Below are 14,988 nucleotides of genomic sequence, written 5' to 3' on the forward strand. Positions count from 1 at the left end.
GCAATCCTGCCCCCCTCGCCTCTGCGCCCATGTCTTCCGCCGGCACGCCCGTTACAGGCAAGCCCGCTACCAGCGCGCCCGCCGTCAAGCCCATGGCCGTCACCGTGCCCGGCGCCATGCTGGTCCCGAAGCCCGACCACGTGATGACGATTCCGCCGGCCCTGCGCCAGCAGTTGTTCGCGGCCATTCCCGATCGCGGCAACCAGCAGGCCGCCCTCGAACAACTGATGCAGTTCCTGTTCCGGCCCGAATGGCTGGGCATGCAGTACCAGCCCGACGCGACCTATACCGTCGAGCAGGCCTTCCAGACCCGCAAGGCGAACTGCCTAACCTTCACCCTGCTGACGATCGCACTGGCGCGCGAGCTGGGCCTGGATGCCTACGCCCAGCGTGTCGACGATGCGCTGACCTGGCAGCAGGAGAACGATGTCGTGCTGCGCAGCGGACACGTCAACGCAGGCCTGCGCGTTGCCGCGCGGCGGTTCACCGTCGATGTCGCTTCCGACTCGGTCATCGCGTTCCGTCCGCCCCGGCGGATCGCCGACGATGCGCTGCTGTCGATGTACTACAACAACCGCGCGATGGAGCTGCTGATCGACCGGCAGGCCGCGACCGCACTGCCGTTCGTGTCGCAGGCCCTGCAGCTGGCGCCGGGCAATGCCTCGCTGTGGAGCAATGCCGGGGTGCTGTACCTGCAGGCGACCCGGCCCGACGAGGCCGAACGCGCCTACCTGCATGCGCTGCAGCTCGATCCGATGCAGGCCGATGCGATGCAGAACCTGGCCCGGCTGTACCGGCGCAACGGCGACCTGCTGCAGGCGCAGCGCCTGGAGCGGCGCGCACGCAAGGCGCTGGCCCAGGATCCGTTCCACCAGTTCGTGCTGGCGCACAACGCCGAAGCCCGTGGCGATTACCACGAGGCGATGCGCCGCTATCGCCGGGCGATCCGCCTGCATCCCGACGAGCACCGCTTCTACTTCGGGCTGGCGCGGGCCTGGTTGCACCTGGGCAAGCCGCAGCGCGCCGATGCGGCCCTGGTCGACGCGCAGCGCACCAGCGAGGGCGAGGCCAGCGCGCGCTATCACGCCAAGCTCGAACTGCTCAGGCGCCAGTTCCATTGAGGCCCGCGGCACGGTCGTCGCCATCGCTTCGCCGTCGCCGGCCCAGGCCGGCTATTTGCGTGCCGTCGACGGACCCGTATAATCGCCCGACGTTGGGGCGGTAGCTCAGCTGGGAGAGCGCCACGTTCGCATCGTGGAGGTCAGGGGTTCGATCCCCCTCCGCTCCACCAACGCACATCAAAGCCGTAGCCGGCAACGGCTGCGGCTTTTTTGTCTGTTCAGCCGCAGGGACCTGCGCAGGGAGCGGCGCCTGCCGCGGCACGCACGCGGGCCAGCGCCTGCATACCGACCCCCATGCGCACGACGACGGGTCGCGCCGGGCAAATCGAAGTCCCGGCCGCGTGCGGTTCATGCGAAAATGCCGGTTCCGGCCCCGTAGCTCAGCTGGATAGAGCGGTCCCCTCCTAAGGGCTTCCCGCCAACCAAGAATGGCTTAGTTGCGCCATTCTTGCCGGGGACAGATGCCAATAAATGCCCTGTTTTGGGTATCCAACTGCACAGACTGCACAGGGTCAATGCCGGCTCCGCTTCGCTTGCTTCTTTGCGCCCCAGGGCAGCCCCCGCAGCGTCACCATCCGCGTGATGTGCCTGACGGCCTGATCCCGGCTGGCGGCCCGCCCCTCGATCCGATCTGAGGCCCAGCCGCGCAGCCAGAACGACCCGTCCATGCGCACAGAGCCGATGCACCCGTAGTGCCAGTGCAGCCACGAGCCTTCATCTGAGTGGATCCATCGGCAGGCAGGGGGCATGCCGTCATCCTACGCCTGGGAGTCTCAGGGGGTTAGATCAAGCAGCTGCAACGATCTCGGCGTAAGTCCGGCCTGCCCCGCCGTTGTAGAGCCACGCGCGCTCAGCCGGGGTCAGGATGTCACCCTTGATCCAGCCCCAGCGCTGGAGACGGCCCGTTAGGCGGTTGGTTGCAGAGGACCCCGCTTGGCCGAAACCGAGGGAGCTTGCCGTGACGGGCGCATTGCTTGCTGAGGCGCTGAGCGCGATTGTCCCTTCGTCTCGCTGGATGCGAACCTTTCCGGCATCAGCCCCGGCGGCAGCATCTCGCCACATGACCACGAACGACCACGTGTTCGCGGCCGGGACCGTGGTGGACGCATTCGTGTATCCGACGCCGCCATTTTGAGCGTAAAGCACGCCAGCCTGGGCGCTTACGGCGTACTCCAGGTTTCCCGATCCAGAGGCGTTCCACTTAGCTGCCGCGAACTGAGTCGCAGCGGGTGCCGTGAGCATGAGCCAACCGAAGAAACAGTGGTTCCCGCCACCGGCCGGCACGTTGAGGGATGCGTCATTGGGAGCCACCAGTCCGCCCGTTCCCACAAACGCTGCCGCGACATCAGAGCCACGGCTGCCGGCTGCTGTATTCACAGTCCCGACAACGGATAGGTGGTTGGCCCCTTTCGAGTCGAGCCTCGCCCCGGAAGCCTCCGACATGTCCCAGTAGCTGGTCAGCTTCCCAAGGATTGAGGCCGCGATTGATCCGCTGCCCCCTGGATTCCGCAGCCGCATCGCCTGAAACGGCATCATGCCTGCTGGCCTACTGCGACCACGTCCCAAGTCGTGTCGTCGCTGTTGTAGATCATGGCGAGATACAGGGTCTTGCTGACAACCGTCGTGGTCGGCAGGGTGACTCCGATAGCGCGGTACTGGGTGCCGTAGCTAATAGCCCGAGCCGTGCCGTTGTCCTTGATCCGGATCGTCATGCCGAGGCTGTCAATCGCAGTCCCAGTCGGGTTCGCGAGGGTCAGCGCTGCTGCCTGCGCAGTGACCTTGACCAGATCGTTTGCAAACGTGGGCGTGACCGTCGCCGAGCTTGTGACCGTCTGGACGTTCGGGACTCGCAGCGCTGCGATGGTCTTGCCGCCATCCTTCAACAGTTTGCCAGTCGTGCCGTCAAACACTGCGATCTGGTCCGCAATGGACGATCCGGGACCAACGACATCGCCAGTTCCCGCGGCAACTGCCACCCACGCCGCATCCTTGCGCCCGTATGTCGTTCCGTCGCTTGGGGCGTCAGGGATGCCAGATCCCGCCATGATGTCCTCAATCCAGGCCGTGCCGTCCCAAGCGCTCCACTCGCCCGAATCTGTCGAGAACCAAAGTCCAGGCATCTCAGGATGCAGAACAGGCGTCGCTGGCCGATCAGCCGCAAGCCCCTTGCCGAGGTAGTCCGCAAAACGGCCGCTGGCCATCAGTTGATCTCCGTGTAAATCAGTGAACCGTCATCGGCGTAGGCGAATACGGGCTGTCCGCTGGCGATCTCGCCGGTTACGAGGGGGAGCACCGCTGGCTCTGGCTCAGGGAAGTCCACCCAGCCGCGAATGCCCGACGCATTGGTGCCGTAGACCTTGCGGATGCCGGGAGTCGGTACATCGCCGTCGAGCTGCAGGTAGACCGTGCCATCCGCCAGGGTTCCGTACTGCTTGACGCTGTATCGGCCGAACACGTTGCCGGGATTCGACTGCTCGTTGTTGATCGCGTCGATCTGGGCCTGCAGGTTTTCTATCTGCGCCTGGATCTCATTGGACGCAGCCTGCGGTGTCAGGCTGTTGAGGTAGTCGCGCCAGACGGGCGTGACGAGGCCGTTCCGATCAAGGAATACCTGCTGAGGTCTCGGGATGAAGGGATTGATCATTAGGCCGCCACGATCCCCTGCGCAATCCAGCCGAACACGATGGGTACAGTGATGTTCGAGTTGCCCACGTCGCCCTCTGCCACGTCGAATGTGGCGGTGAAACCCGTCGCGGTCGGCGGCGCAGCGAGGTACGCCACGGCTGGCCCATCGACCTGATATCCAGGCATCGGCGTCAGGCTCACATGCGGCACGGATCCAGCCTTGAAGGCAGTCGGGAACACCACAGCCAGAGACGAGTGAATCGTTCCGGTTGCGGGAGAAGTGCCCTGCCCCTTCTGGATCAGCCAGCGGTCGCCCGTGTTGAGGCCAATCCGGACCGAGTTGTCTGTGACAACCACATTTGGCTCAGGGATAGGAGGGATGACCGGCGGCTCGACCCAGAGGAAGTTCGCGCCATCCGTGGACAGGTAGCGGCCCGTGGAGCCAGTAGGGTCAGGCAGCTGCAGGATCGACTGCCACAGGAGGTTGGTCGCGTCGTTGGTCAGGAACTTGCCCGTCTCCAACGGCGGGATGGCGTTGGTAGACGCCTCGTCCGGGCGCAGCTCCCGGGTGAACACCACCTCGTTTGCCTGATTGCGCAGGACGACCGTGTATTCCCCGTCCAGCCAGATCTGCGTGTCAGTCCGACCCGACGGGTCCAGTGGCACTGGGTTCTCGTTCGGGACCGTCTTGGCCCAGTCGGACCAAGTCGTCCGGGGCGTGGTCGTGCCCAGGTCGTAGAAGGCCAGCGACCCGTTGAAGGCCGGCTCAGTCCCCAACAGGTCGTGCAGCACCGGGGCAGGGTTAACGAATTGACGAGGCATGTTTACTCCGGGCAACAAAAAACCCGCGCGAGGCGGGCTTGGAGGGGGCGTTTGTGATACGGTTTCGGCGGGGTTGGGACCCTACACACGAGGTCTCTATGAACGACTGGAAGTCAACGAAGTACGAGCCGCCCAAGAAATGGGGCGAAGGCAAGGATTGGCTGGAGAATGCGGCCGAGCCTAGCGATGGCGGAAAAGTGGCCGCCTGGATTATTGGTTTACTGCTGCTGGGCGTTGCGAGTGTTGCCCTGATCGTTTCTGGCCTGTTCTTCTAGAGCCTTCGCCAGTTCCCCGACTTCAGGGTCTCCATGCTGCTCGGCCAAGCGACCAAGCGCCTGCGCCTGAGCGACCGCCGATCCAGTCGGCAAAGCCGTTGAGTTAGCAAGCCAGCGGACAGCCCACGGCTGTGTGAACAGTCGAGCAGCTCCATTTGCTGTCGCGCCACCCAGCGCAAGGCCGCCGGCCGTTTTTAGATTCCCCGTCCCCAGCGCACCAAGCATGCTAATCCAGTAGCCATATGCGGCACCTACGTGTGCTGAGCCCGATGCGTTCCTAAACACCTCAGCGCCCTGCTTTATGTTGTCCGCCACGCGAGCAATTCGATCCATGTCACGGGTAAACGTTGGGCCATGCCTGTGGAATAGGGCGCGCTTGGCCTCATCTGACATCGTGTTCCAGTTCGTCATGAACTTGTTGGAACTGAACACCTCCCCGGTCACGTCCTGCTGCCCTGGAGAAGCCAGCCCCATGCGACGGATCGTTGCGGCAGTGACCGCCCGTTGGCCCTCCGGAGGAAGTGACTGCATCACGGCTCTAAGCGTAGTGCCACCATCACGGGTCCCCGACATAGCTGCGCTGAACACTTTTTCGGGGCCGCCATTCTTGTCTATCACCCGCTGAACTTGCTCCAGGCGCTCATTGAGAACCCGAGTGTAGTTATTGGCACGCCGTGCAGCCTGAGCGGCTTCAGGGCCGGCCGCCTGCGCGGCGACATCCATGTCACGAGACAGTACGCCGTAGAGCTGCCGCAACTGGCGAGTTGGCGCATCTGGCGTCATCGAGAAATCGCTAATCTGCTCGCCAATCTGAGTGCGAATAGCTCTCAGAGCACTGTATGGGAGCTGCCCACCGCCTGCAGCAAAGTCTTGAGCAAGATTTTCACGCAGCTGGGCGATTCTTGGGTGGATCATGGCCCCCGTCGTGGCGGCAGCACCGGGTGTTGGCGTGGTAAGACGGACAACTTCCTGCCATGTGTTCTGAGCCGCAACAGGGGTTTGATCGGGGATATGCCGGTCAGCCGCCCAATAGAGTGCGCGCTGCTGGGCGCGTGAATTGCCACGGAAGGTGTCCACTCCACGTTCAATTGCGCGCCCAGCCTGCTCACCACTTGAGCGCGGAGACATACGAGCAGACAAGCCAGTCAACCCCTGCCCAATGTCTTCGGCCTGCTGTGTCGAGAAGCGGCTAAGGACGCCAGAACTTGTTGGAGCCTTGGACAGAATGTTCTCAGCGCCTTGCAGGAACCGGTTGCCGGACGCTTGCCCCACGGATGGATTGGCACCAACGGCTCGGAAGTCGTCGATTGTCTGTTGCATCCCAGAGCCATCTGCCCCACGAACAGATCCGCGCAATGTGGCCGCTCCGCTTGCTCCAAGGAGACCGGGCCCGAGACCGCCCGCAAGGCTCGCGGCCAACTGCTGCCCCTGACTTCCACCAGACTCACGCGTGATGCCGCCAGCCCCTGATCCGCCGACCGCACCAGCTACCTGATAGCCGGGCTGCGAGGTCAGCAACTGCGCGAGGCGATTGGTCACGGGCGCGATGACAGGACGCCCCAGATTCGCTAGGGCATTGAGGCCACCGCCGATGCCCATCGTGGTAGCAGTTCCAAGCAGGGCTTCATTCACGTCACCGGATACGCGCTCCAGAGCGCTCTCTGGCCGAGGAAGGCCAGCACGATCCGCCCAGGATCCCGCGATATCCCGGAATGACGGAGACGGCTGGAACTGGTCATTTCCCGTGACAAGATCGGACATCGTCGGAGAGTGGAACTGCCGGCGGATCGGATCGACTACGTAGGCGTTGAAGGCATCGCCACCGATTGCTCCAACAAGTCCACCAACACTCTGGGCCGCAGACCTTGCCAACAACCCCGCCCCACGTCCTTCGCGCTCGGCAAAGGAGGGTTGCGCCTGCCGTGCGAAGTCTTGGGCAGAGACCGGCGTTCCGCCGACGATATCGATCTCTAGAGCTGCAGGCTCGGCAACTATCTCATCCACATCCCAGGGGTTGCCAGCCGTTGCCGGGGCCGCCTGGACGATTTCATCGTCGTCCCAAGGGTTCGCCATTAGCGCTTTCTCCGCTGAGTGCCGTCTGGCGCAATGAAAAGCGCACCGCTGGGCAGCGAGTTGTAGTCACTGGCGGACTGAATGCGGACAGGGGAAGCAGTCTCTTGATGCCCCGCATACTTTTGATTGAGCGTCCGGATCGTGCGCAAAGCAGCAAGCCGCGTCCCGACCGGAAGTACGTCATTTGCCAAGTCGCCCGCCATCTCCTTGTAGAGCTGCACATCCTTGTCGGACTGAGGTCCCTGCATGCGCGGCATCTTTGACGTGAGCTGCCCAGCAATCGTGCGCAGGGCGGCGGTGTTCTGCGCCCCAGGAGTTGATACGCCGAAGAATCCGGCCGCACGATCACGCGCAGCCCCCGCACCGCTGCCCGTTGCCCCGCCAAGCAGAGCCTCTGCCTCCTTAAGCAGGTCGAGAGTCCCAGCTGAGTCGCGAGTCCGAGTCGCATCTAGCGCTGCCGTGTCGGCCGCTGCCTTAACCGCAGCCTCCTGGCGCGCCCGATCAATCGCTCCCTGCGTCTCGATGGCCTGCTGCTGCGGGGCGTACTGAAGCTGTGCTTGCAGCCTCGCAGCCTCAGTCAACGCGGCCTGCTCCTCTGGGCTGCGGCCCACGAACGGCGACTGAGCGCCGCCACGGCCGTAGTCCAACGCAGGGGGCAGCACCTGCCGAGAGGTCTGGAGCTGGTTTCCGCCGGCAGGACGAACAGGCATATCGAACGTCTGACCGCGCGAAGCAGCGAGCATGGCCTGCTGGGCGATAGCCTGTTCCTCCGGCGGGATCTGCTGGCCGTCGTCTGTGCGGTACTGCACGTCGGCCATGCCACCGTACTGCTGCACCTGTGGCTGTGGCACGCCCTGTGCCGAGGACTGCCCGCCCAGAGACGCCGGCACATAGTTGCCCGTGCGCTTGTCGAACGTGTACTGCGCCGGGCGGCCATCGGGACCATTGATCGTGACGGTCTGCTGCGACATGCCAGAGTCGTTGCCACCGAGGATCTGGGTCGAGCCGTTCCGCATGATCGCGACGCGCTGGCCCTGGTCGTTAACGAAGGTGGACTGCACGCCGGAAGCACCGCCAACACTGCCATACGCCTTCACAATTGCCTGCGCGGTCTGCTCGACACTATCGTCGTACTGTGCCGGAAACTCGCCGATCCCCATGCGCTGCAACTCGGGCAGCATCTGCTGGTAGAAGTTGGCGCGTTGTTCGGCGGGCGCGTTGACGAGAAAGCGTGCGCGGTTGACAAGCTCTTTCGTCCGCGCGTCTTGATTCGATTGCAGCGCACCACCCAGAGCAAAACCCGCTTCCGGATCGGTCGCCACGGCCTGCTGCACGAACGCGTCTCGCTGGCCGCCAGTCGCTCCGTATGCCTGCCCGGCAAGCTCGGCAAGGCGGTTGCGGCGCTGCTCGCCTTGCCCTTGCAGACGCTGCGCAAGGCCCAATTGCTGGCCCTGCTGAAACCGGCCAGCGATGTCGGGGAACATGAGGTCGGCCATTAGTTCCACCCCGTCTTCTGGTACGAACTTTTACGGCCGTATGCCTGTCCGGCCAGTCCAGCCAAACCGCCGAGCGCGTTGCTCCAGGCATTCGCGCTACCGATCTGGCCGCCCGCCTGAGCCTGACCGTTCGCCGAATGAAGGTTGCCAATAGCGTTCGCGGACTGCTGGCCCAGCGAGCTAACACCGACTGCTGCGTTCTGGCCCAGTTGAGCGAGGCCGGCGAGGCGGTTCCACTGGTCGCCGTATTCCTGCGAGGCGAGGCCCTGCCCGAAGGAGATGCGATCTGCGTCAGCACCGCCCGAGTACAGGCTGCCCCGTGAGGCCGCGCTGCGATCCAGGCCCTGCAGGCCCTGATTGAACCGGAACTGGTACGCCTGGCTATCCTTGATCGAGTTCGGATCGTTGAGCAGGCCGGCGAGGCCATTAAGGCCACTTTGGCCAGAATCCAGATAGGGCTGGATGTTCTGCTGCGTCTGAAGCCGTGCGGCCTCCTGCTCGGCAATGGCCGCGTTGTTTCCGGCCTGCTGCGAGCGTGCTGCGCTACGGGCGGAACTCGCCTGCATGGCTCCTGCCGCAAGGGACGCGACACCTACGATGGCTGCTGCGGGCATTGGTTACTCCAGAATAGAAAGATCGAGGTTCACAACCGCCCAGCGGTACAGGGCGCGCCTTGCTTTCTCTGGCTCAACCAGAGAGATGACTTGCCGGTAGCCGTGCCGATTGGCCCAGCTATCGAAATCGAGGGAGAGAACGTGCAGGTCATAGCGCTTGCCACGGCTGCGCCACCCGTCAGGGATGGTGTAGTCCAGTCGGAACCCAGCACCCTCAGCCAGTCGCCGAGCAGCCCGATTGATCGCGGGCACCTTCGTGACTACTCGCATGCAACCGGTCTGGCAGAACACGTGCGACAGGGCCTGTTCGGCGCACGCCTCCACACCGACCGACTTGGGCAGGAAGAGCGTATGCACCTCACGCACGCCGTCGCCCAGGTCATGAAACAGGAACCCGCCCGTGTCGAACTCCAGGCCGAGCATCTCGCCCCAGATCGACGCCAGCTCAGCGTGGCCGTCTCCGTCCTGCGACACCCACCGCGATACCCTTTCGTCATCCATCACCGCCTGCAGGAAGTCAGGCGAGGTGGAGATGCGCATCAGAACTCCGACGGGGTGACTTGCATCACGGCGCCAAGAATCGGCGCTTTGACGGGAGAGGCGTTGCGGATCTTTCCGGAGAACATCGTGACGTTTCCAGCGCGAAGGTAGAACCGGATTTCCTTGCGGTACTGTCCCAGCTCGCCCAGAGACTGCTCACGAAGATTGCTCCAGTTCCGACAGCCATCTCTAGAGAAGCAGAACGTCATCTTCCGGTCGGCCATGTTCAGGGCTCCACAATCGGGGTGGATACGGGCTTGAAGCGGCCGGTCGGCGGGGCGAAGCCAGCAGTCGGGTAGATCGCCTTGCCGAGTGTGAAGCGGGTTTCGCGAAGGTAGATGTTGCTCGCGCCGCCCACCTCCGGAATTGCCGTCCCAACGCCAGCACTCGATGTGTAGGTTGAGACAAGAACGCCATCAATGAACAGCTCGAATGCCGTTCCTCTGCGCTGCCATACGATGTGGTGCCAACGGTCAACCGTCATCGAAACGTAAGGCGAGTTTGCATCCCCAATCCATCCGGAAAGAAGCTGTCCGCTCGTGGACAGGTGCAGACCCGTCCAGACTCCACTTGGACGGAACCCCATGACATACGGCGTGGATGCAACGCCAGCATTGAAAATCTCGGTTTCCATCGTCCAATCCGAGAATCCAACAGTCACGCCTGCGCCCGCCGTCAGCTTTGCGCCACCCGTGAAATAGGCGACCTTCCCCTCCCTATCGCCCGGAGCGTCAACTAGGGTCGGCGGGGGTACGGACGGATTGAACGTCAGGCCCAACGATCCATAGTCGACCCACGGACCGTCCTCGTAGTAGTGAAGCAGGTAGAACGGCGGGGCGACAACGTAGGTTGAGTCCGCTTTGTCCTTCCAGCGACCAAGGCTGTCAGAGACGCCTACTCGCCACTGGTAAAGGCCGGTCTGGCTCGGCGTTCCGATCACCGTACCGTCGCCATTGAGCACGAGGCCAGGCGGCAAGCTGCCGGATGCGATATAGAAGAAGTACGGCGCAGTGCCACCCGTGGCCGTGTAGGAAGCCGTCAGCGGCTCGTCCCAGTCTTGTTCGGGCCAAAGCGTGCCGTTGATCGTGATGTTCGCGTCAGGCGGCTGTGGCGTCGGGAAGTCGACCGCAATCGTCTCCTCTTCGCCACCGCCAAAGTCGATCTTGATTGCATCGACCGTGAATTTCGACATGTTGTTCGTGGCCGGCGGTGTTACCCGCTCACGGACGTAAACGCCCTGCTCTTCCAGCATGTAGTCCCAGTCCAACTCGAAAAGCTTGCCGGTCTGGTAGTCGCCTCCGATCCACATTCCGTTGCTAAAGACAAGGTCGGACAGCCGCCAGCGCCCTGAGATATCAAACACGGGCGAATAGGAAGCGCGGCGATGCCAAAGTCCCGTTGAGAAGTCATAGCCCCACGTCTGCTCGCCAGGGATCGTCAGGTAAGCAACCGAGTGCCCCCTGCTTTCCCACTTGAACATGAAGGCGTTGGCAATGGCCTGCGGGCTGCATTTGGACAGGGCTGTCTCGATGGCCCGCGTGCTGACCCGGATCGGGTCGTAGCCGCGCGCGTGGTAGACCACCAGATCGCTGCCCAGCCACATCGCACCGTTGTCTATGGCCAGTACGGCCGCCCTGGCCGCGCACCCCTTGGAGATCGATACGCCCTTGTTCTGGAACGTGCCGGTGTTCTGGCCGGTGTTGCCGAAAACGTCGGTCGTCCGCTCGCCGAACACCCACCATTCCTGATTCACGATCAGGCTGGCGATGTTGCGATCAGGCGCGGTCTCAGCCTCGAATCGGTCGAGGGTGTTGTAGCTCAGCGCGTCTGCGAGGTCGCTGTGGAATAGGTAGCGGCCGAAGGGTTCGACCAGACACAGGTATCCGTCAAGGAACCCGACAGTCGATCCGCCCGGGAACCCCGTATCCGTGACCTTGGTGAACGTGCTGTCAGCGGTGTTCCAGACATAGCCGGAGTCGCCATTGACCACCAGCAGCTGATTGCCACCCGCGACCTGGTTGTGCTCCATCGAGACGCGGCCAACGCCCGGAATCGTCCCTCTCGGGATCGCAATCCGCTCGTTGCTGATCTGGTACAGCACGTTGCCCGAGACAACGAACAGCTTGCCCTCGACATCGTGCATGCCACGGATCGGGCCGCTCACGCTTCCGGCTCCGGGCTGACAGGCAGCTTGATCAGGGCAAAGGGCTTCAGGCCGGGCGCATCAACGAGAATCGTCGGCGTCTTGGTGCCCTCAACCTCTCCCGAACGGGGGATGTAGTTCACCGTGTCTTGGCAGGCCCACTCCCAAGCGTCATCCGTGTAGAAGCCGCCAACGATGTTCACCGGCACCCAGCGAGACATCAGCGAGACACCTGCCGCAGTCGGCCGCCGGCACTGACGCGCTGACGTTCCTGCGCGTTGGCTTGGTCAAGGAGCTGTGTGTACCGTTCCAGCCACAGTCCGGTGCGGGACTCCTGCCCGAAGAACGGCGTCGAATTGACGAGAGCCGCGTACAGATACAGTTCGGGATACCGCAGGAACGTCGGGTGCAGCCCTTCCTTCAGTGCCGGCGGCTTGGCGTAGTAGCGCCCAGCTACAGCCGTGCCGTCCTCGACAATAGGCGAGAAGATGATCGAGTCGCCGGCCTGTGCAGCCTTGCGGGCCGGACCGCCGTTGAAATACTTTAGCCGGCTTCGCAGGTCATTCTCAGCGACGATCTCAAGAGGCACGCCGCCATCGATCCAGATGATCGAAAGCTCCATGCAGTCTGCCGGGATCGGGCAAGCGTTTGCCGCCACAACCTCAGCCAAGGGCGACTCCATCGAGGACGCACGGAGCGCGCCGAGCCGTCTCCCATCGGCTGCGAATACGCCGCCGTAGTGAACAGATGCCTCGCCCAGCGAGATCATTGTGTCGAGGGAGGTCACGCCCTCGATTGCGCCTGCCAGGTCGTCGCCAACAATCAGCAACTGGACCGAGGCGCGGAATTCTTCATAGGTGGAATAGGCCATCAGATGCGCCCCTTCCACACGCGAAACGGTAGGTTCACGGGATCGTCCAGAAAGCGTGCCTGCAAGGCCTGGTCAGCCATGAACTGCTGCCACGTGATGCCACGGCGGTTACACCAGTCGAGAATCACGGTGCCATCCACGGAGGCGGCCAGCTTCATCTCGCTGTTGGACTTCTGGGACTCAGCTGCCTCTCGGCAATAGGTCGCCAAAGTGTCGAGGTCGCTGCCATCAACGCCGTGCACCATTGCCACGGTGTCGTCGTCGATTTCTTCAATCCATGCCCGCATGACCCCTCCAAAAGAAAGGGGCCGACATCGCTGCCGGCCCCGAGTACCACCTTGCTTGTTGCTTAAGCGCCGGTAACGGTCGCGTCGGCGATGGCGTACAGCGGCTTCTCGTCGCGAACCACCAACGAGGTTTCGGTGCGGACCTGCCAGTTCTTGGCATCACCCACGGTCGCCAGCTGCTCACTCTCGAACGGGCGCAGGACGGCCAGGGCCACCTTGTCCGCGTCGAGGATGTACAGCGTGTTCTGCAGGCCAGCCGTCGAACCCGCCATGACGCGGTTCGGGATGACCTTGGTCACGCCGAAGTCGCTACGGTAGAAGTCGAACGCCGCGTTCAGGACCGCCGGAGCCTTGGTGCCAACCTCGTTGGTCCGCTGCACGTTGCCGGTGAAGGTCGAGATGCGGACCTTATGCGCCGGGGAGCAGAGGACGATCGAGGCGTCGCCGCCGTTCTGGTAGGCGGTCTGGAGGCCGGTCTTGAGGTCAGCCTCTGCGAACGCCGCAAGCGTGCCCGCAACAGGAGCGGTGTTGGTCACCGGGTTAGGGGCCACACCAGTCGCGCCAGTGCGGCGGTTGGTGATGAAGCCGTACAGGCCACGCTGACGGCCAGCCACGGCATCGGTGCCGGTGATGGTCGCGCCAGAACCCAGGCAGGCCGCTTCCTGATCGCGCTTCAGCTCGATCATCTTCTTCATGCGAAGGCGCTTGGACTCGTTCTTGCGGCCGTACTTACCAACGCGCTCGCCGGTATTGGAGACCGACACCGTGTCCTGGTAGATCTGGGTACGGTTGTTAAGCAGGGTCGGCTGGCTCTGTGCCGCGTAGGTTGCGTCTGCGCCTTCGATGGCCGAGCGAGTCTGGTCCGGAGTCCGGTACGAGTCGCGCTGCCACTCGAAGTAGACGTTGTCCACCGACTGGCGCTCAATCAGCGACAGCAGCGGAGCGTCCGACGGGTTGTAGTTGTAGATGTGATCGATCACATCCTCTTTGACCTTCACGATGGAAGGGGTAATCAGGGTGTTGACAGGCATGTCGTTATTCCTTTAATCGAGCATGGCGGCCAAGTTGTCCATCGACGGCTTCTCGCGATACTGCTTGTGCGCCGCCTGGTGCTTGGCCAGTTGAGGGGGTTGGGTCCTGGTGCCGGGAGGGGCAACCTTCGCCAGCTTGGAGACAGGCTTCATCTGTGCCTTCTTCTCCAGTAGGGCGTCGTACGCTTTGGCCTTGTGGGCAAGCTCCCAGAAGCCTTTCTGCAGGAGGACTTCGCCAAAGACGCTGTTGCCGATGCCGTACTTGCCGGCATATCCAATCAGTTCATTCAGCGTGTTCTCGTTCCAACCGGGGAGGGTGTCCCGCAGTGCCTTTTCGGTCTCATCGGCTTTCTTCGTGGCCCAGTCTTGCCGTTGCCGGGACTGTTCCTGCTGCGCCTGGTCGATGGCCTTCCGTGCCTGCTCCAACTGGCCCTTTCGGTGTTCGTGTTGCTCTTTCTGTGCGACGTAGTATTCGATCCCGTGCGACTGGATCAGGTCAGCGGTTGGCGCATGGCCCACCTGCCCTTCAAGGAACTGCTCCAGTGCCTGCAGGCGGCCGAGATGGTCATTCAGAACCTGCTCGTTCTGCTGCCTTAGCTCTGATGCCCGCGCCTTGATCTCCTCGACAGCCCTGCGCTCTTCAGCAACAGCCATCGTCTTCTGCGAGTAGTCGTAACCCTTCTGGGCCAGCTCGACGACCTCGGACTGCTTAAGGGTGAACTCCTTGCCGTCATGCTTCAGCGTGACAGTGGGCTCCTCCTCTCGCTCTTCATCCTCGGCCCCAGCTTCAACTTCCTCGCCTTCGGTCTCCTCGGTTTCGTCGCCTTCCGATTCGTCCTGCGCGTCCAGTTCCGATTCGTCACCGTCGTCCAACATCGCCGACAGGTCCGAAATCGTGGCTACGCCTTCGGCCGGCTGGCCGTTCTGGCCGTCACCTTCCATGCTCATGTTCACTTCCTTGTGATACGAGAGGCTCCATTGCCTCACGACCCCTTGCGGGATTCTTTACAGGGCGAAAGTCTCGCCGCTGCTCACGACAGCACTTGGCTGCCCTGTCTTGATTTGTGCGTTTCCGAAGCGACCACCCCAG

At 63.1% G+C, this 14,988-nt stretch carries 17 protein-coding genes and 1 tRNA gene; 3 read left to right on the forward strand and 15 right to left on the reverse strand.

Annotation, left to right across the window (positions count from 1 at the left end):
• Positions 1-29 precede the first annotated feature (29 nt).
• On the forward strand, positions 30-1,121 hold the full coding sequence (locus ACYX7E_RS09870) for a tetratricopeptide repeat protein (RefSeq protein WP_462080410.1): 1,092 nt from the start codon (positions 30-32) through the stop codon (positions 1,119-1,121).
• A 94-nt stretch (positions 1,122-1,215) separates the two neighbouring features.
• Positions 1,216-1,291, forward strand: a tRNA-Ala gene (locus tag ACYX7E_RS09875).
• 616 nt (positions 1,292-1,907) lie between these two features.
• On the opposite strand, the gene ACYX7E_RS09880 is transcribed toward ACYX7E_RS09875, so the two are convergent.
• From ACYX7E_RS09880 to ACYX7E_RS09895, 4 genes are read right to left on the reverse strand one after another with little or no spacing between them, the layout of a single operon-like run.
• Entirely contained in the window at positions 1,908-2,657 is a 750-nt protein-coding gene (locus ACYX7E_RS09880) for a hypothetical protein (RefSeq protein ID WP_462080411.1), read from the reverse strand.
• Positions 2,654-3,322, reverse strand: a complete 669-nt coding sequence (locus tag ACYX7E_RS09885) for a hypothetical protein (RefSeq protein ID WP_462080412.1) — start codon at positions 3,320-3,322, stop codon at positions 2,654-2,656. Before ACYX7E_RS09885 ends, ACYX7E_RS09880 begins: the two co-directional genes overlap by 4 nt.
• Complete coding sequence (locus ACYX7E_RS09890) at positions 3,322-3,765, reverse strand: FlxA-like family protein (RefSeq protein WP_462080413.1); 444 nt, start codon at positions 3,763-3,765, stop codon at positions 3,322-3,324. The genes ACYX7E_RS09885 and ACYX7E_RS09890 overlap by 1 nt, the downstream gene beginning before the upstream one ends.
• A complete protein-coding gene (locus ACYX7E_RS09895) occupies positions 3,765-4,568 on the reverse strand; it encodes a hypothetical protein (protein WP_462080414.1) in 804 nt (267 codons plus the stop codon). The genes ACYX7E_RS09890 and ACYX7E_RS09895 overlap by 1 nt, the downstream gene beginning before the upstream one ends.
• A 98-nt stretch (positions 4,569-4,666) precedes the next feature.
• Between ACYX7E_RS09895 and ACYX7E_RS09900 the strand changes: the two genes are divergently transcribed.
• Positions 4,667-4,843 (forward strand): hypothetical protein, encoded by a 177-nt coding sequence (locus tag ACYX7E_RS09900; RefSeq protein ID WP_462080415.1) that lies wholly within the window; start codon positions 4,667-4,669, stop codon positions 4,841-4,843.
• On the opposite strand, the gene ACYX7E_RS09905 is transcribed toward ACYX7E_RS09900, so the two are convergent.
• From ACYX7E_RS09905 to ACYX7E_RS09955, 11 genes are all read right to left on the reverse strand, one after another.
• Positions 4,787-6,916: a hypothetical protein gene (locus ACYX7E_RS09905; protein ID WP_462080416.1), complete on the reverse strand. Its 2,130-nt coding sequence runs from the start codon at positions 6,914-6,916 to the stop codon at positions 4,787-4,789. The two genes, ACYX7E_RS09900 and ACYX7E_RS09905, sit on opposite strands and share 57 nt — an antisense overlap.
• Positions 6,916-8,412 carry a hypothetical protein gene (locus ACYX7E_RS09910; RefSeq protein WP_462080417.1) on the reverse strand — a complete coding sequence of 499 codons (1,497 nt, stop codon included), beginning with the start codon at positions 8,410-8,412 and terminating at the stop codon, positions 6,916-6,918. The genes ACYX7E_RS09905 and ACYX7E_RS09910 overlap by 1 nt, the downstream gene beginning before the upstream one ends.
• Positions 8,412-9,026: a hypothetical protein gene (locus ACYX7E_RS09915; protein WP_462080418.1), complete on the reverse strand. Its 615-nt coding sequence runs from the start codon at positions 9,024-9,026 to the stop codon at positions 8,412-8,414. Before ACYX7E_RS09915 ends, ACYX7E_RS09910 begins: the two co-directional genes overlap by 1 nt.
• Positions 9,027-9,029: 3 nt before the next feature.
• Positions 9,030-9,566 (reverse strand): GNAT family N-acetyltransferase, encoded by a 537-nt coding sequence (locus ACYX7E_RS09920; protein WP_462080419.1) that lies wholly within the window; start codon positions 9,564-9,566, stop codon positions 9,030-9,032.
• Complete coding sequence (locus tag ACYX7E_RS09925) at positions 9,566-9,790, reverse strand: hypothetical protein (RefSeq protein ID WP_462080420.1); 225 nt, start codon at positions 9,788-9,790, stop codon at positions 9,566-9,568. Before ACYX7E_RS09925 ends, ACYX7E_RS09920 begins: the two co-directional genes overlap by 1 nt.
• 2 nt (positions 9,791-9,792) lie before the next feature.
• On the reverse strand, positions 9,793-11,730 hold the full coding sequence (locus tag ACYX7E_RS09930; RefSeq protein WP_462080421.1) for a putative Ig domain-containing protein: 1,938 nt from the start codon (positions 11,728-11,730) through the stop codon (positions 9,793-9,795).
• Complete coding sequence (locus ACYX7E_RS09935) at positions 11,727-11,930, reverse strand: hypothetical protein (protein WP_462080422.1); 204 nt, start codon at positions 11,928-11,930, stop codon at positions 11,727-11,729. Before ACYX7E_RS09935 ends, ACYX7E_RS09930 begins: the two co-directional genes overlap by 4 nt.
• The gene (locus ACYX7E_RS09940; protein ID WP_462080423.1) at positions 11,930-12,580 is read right to left on the reverse strand and encodes a phage adaptor protein; all 651 of its coding nucleotides are present in this window, start codon (positions 12,578-12,580) and stop codon (positions 11,930-11,932) included. The genes ACYX7E_RS09935 and ACYX7E_RS09940 overlap by 1 nt, the downstream gene beginning before the upstream one ends.
• Positions 12,580-12,867, reverse strand: coding sequence for a hypothetical protein (locus tag ACYX7E_RS09945; RefSeq protein ID WP_462080424.1), 288 nt, complete (start codon positions 12,865-12,867; stop codon positions 12,580-12,582). The genes ACYX7E_RS09940 and ACYX7E_RS09945 overlap by 1 nt, the downstream gene beginning before the upstream one ends.
• Positions 12,868-12,929: 62 nt before the next feature.
• Positions 12,930-13,898, reverse strand: a complete 969-nt coding sequence (locus ACYX7E_RS09950; protein WP_462080425.1) for an SU10 major capsid protein — start codon at positions 13,896-13,898, stop codon at positions 12,930-12,932.
• A 12-nt stretch (positions 13,899-13,910) separates the two neighbouring features.
• A complete protein-coding gene (locus ACYX7E_RS09955) occupies positions 13,911-14,846 on the reverse strand; it encodes a hypothetical protein (protein ID WP_462080426.1) in 936 nt (311 codons plus the stop codon).
• Between the last annotated feature and the right edge of the window lie 142 nt (positions 14,847-14,988).

It is taken from the genome of Luteimonas sp. RIT-PG2_3 (assembly GCF_054902115.1).

Excerpts from the sequence above, each read along its gene's own strand:
- ACYX7E_RS09870 (WP_462080410.1), top strand. The coding sequence starts at position 30 with ATGTCTTCCGCCGGCACGCCCGTTACAGGCAAGCCCGCTACCAGCGCG.
- ACYX7E_RS09880 (WP_462080411.1), bottom strand. The coding sequence starts at position 2,657 with ATGATGCCGTTTCAGGCGATGCGGCTGCGGAATCCAGGGGGCAGCGGA.
- ACYX7E_RS09885 (WP_462080412.1), bottom strand. The coding sequence starts at position 3,322 with ATGGCCAGCGGCCGTTTTGCGGACTACCTCGGCAAGGGGCTTGCGGCT.
- ACYX7E_RS09890 (WP_462080413.1), bottom strand. The coding sequence starts at position 3,765 with ATGATCAATCCCTTCATCCCGAGACCTCAGCAGGTATTCCTTGATCGG.
- ACYX7E_RS09895 (WP_462080414.1), bottom strand. The coding sequence starts at position 4,568 with ATGCCTCGTCAATTCGTTAACCCTGCCCCGGTGCTGCACGACCTGTTG.
- ACYX7E_RS09900 (WP_462080415.1), top strand. The coding sequence starts at position 4,667 with ATGAACGACTGGAAGTCAACGAAGTACGAGCCGCCCAAGAAATGGGGC.
- ACYX7E_RS09905 (WP_462080416.1), bottom strand. The coding sequence starts at position 6,916 with ATGGCGAACCCTTGGGACGACGATGAAATCGTCCAGGCGGCCCCGGCA.
- ACYX7E_RS09910 (WP_462080417.1), bottom strand. The coding sequence starts at position 8,412 with ATGGCCGACCTCATGTTCCCCGACATCGCTGGCCGGTTTCAGCAGGGC.
- ACYX7E_RS09915 (WP_462080418.1), bottom strand. The coding sequence starts at position 9,026 with ATGCCCGCAGCAGCCATCGTAGGTGTCGCGTCCCTTGCGGCAGGAGCC.
- ACYX7E_RS09920 (WP_462080419.1), bottom strand. The coding sequence starts at position 9,566 with ATGCGCATCTCCACCTCGCCTGACTTCCTGCAGGCGGTGATGGATGAC.
- ACYX7E_RS09925 (WP_462080420.1), bottom strand. The coding sequence starts at position 9,790 with ATGGCCGACCGGAAGATGACGTTCTGCTTCTCTAGAGATGGCTGTCGG.
- ACYX7E_RS09935 (WP_462080422.1), bottom strand. The coding sequence starts at position 11,930 with ATGTCTCGCTGGGTGCCGGTGAACATCGTTGGCGGCTTCTACACGGAT.
- ACYX7E_RS09940 (WP_462080423.1), bottom strand. The coding sequence starts at position 12,580 with ATGGCCTATTCCACCTATGAAGAATTCCGCGCCTCGGTCCAGTTGCTG.
- ACYX7E_RS09945 (WP_462080424.1), bottom strand. The coding sequence starts at position 12,867 with ATGCGGGCATGGATTGAAGAAATCGACGACGACACCGTGGCAATGGTG.
- ACYX7E_RS09950 (WP_462080425.1), bottom strand. The coding sequence starts at position 13,898 with ATGCCTGTCAACACCCTGATTACCCCTTCCATCGTGAAGGTCAAAGAG.
- ACYX7E_RS09955 (WP_462080426.1), bottom strand. The coding sequence starts at position 14,846 with ATGAGCATGGAAGGTGACGGCCAGAACGGCCAGCCGGCCGAAGGCGTA.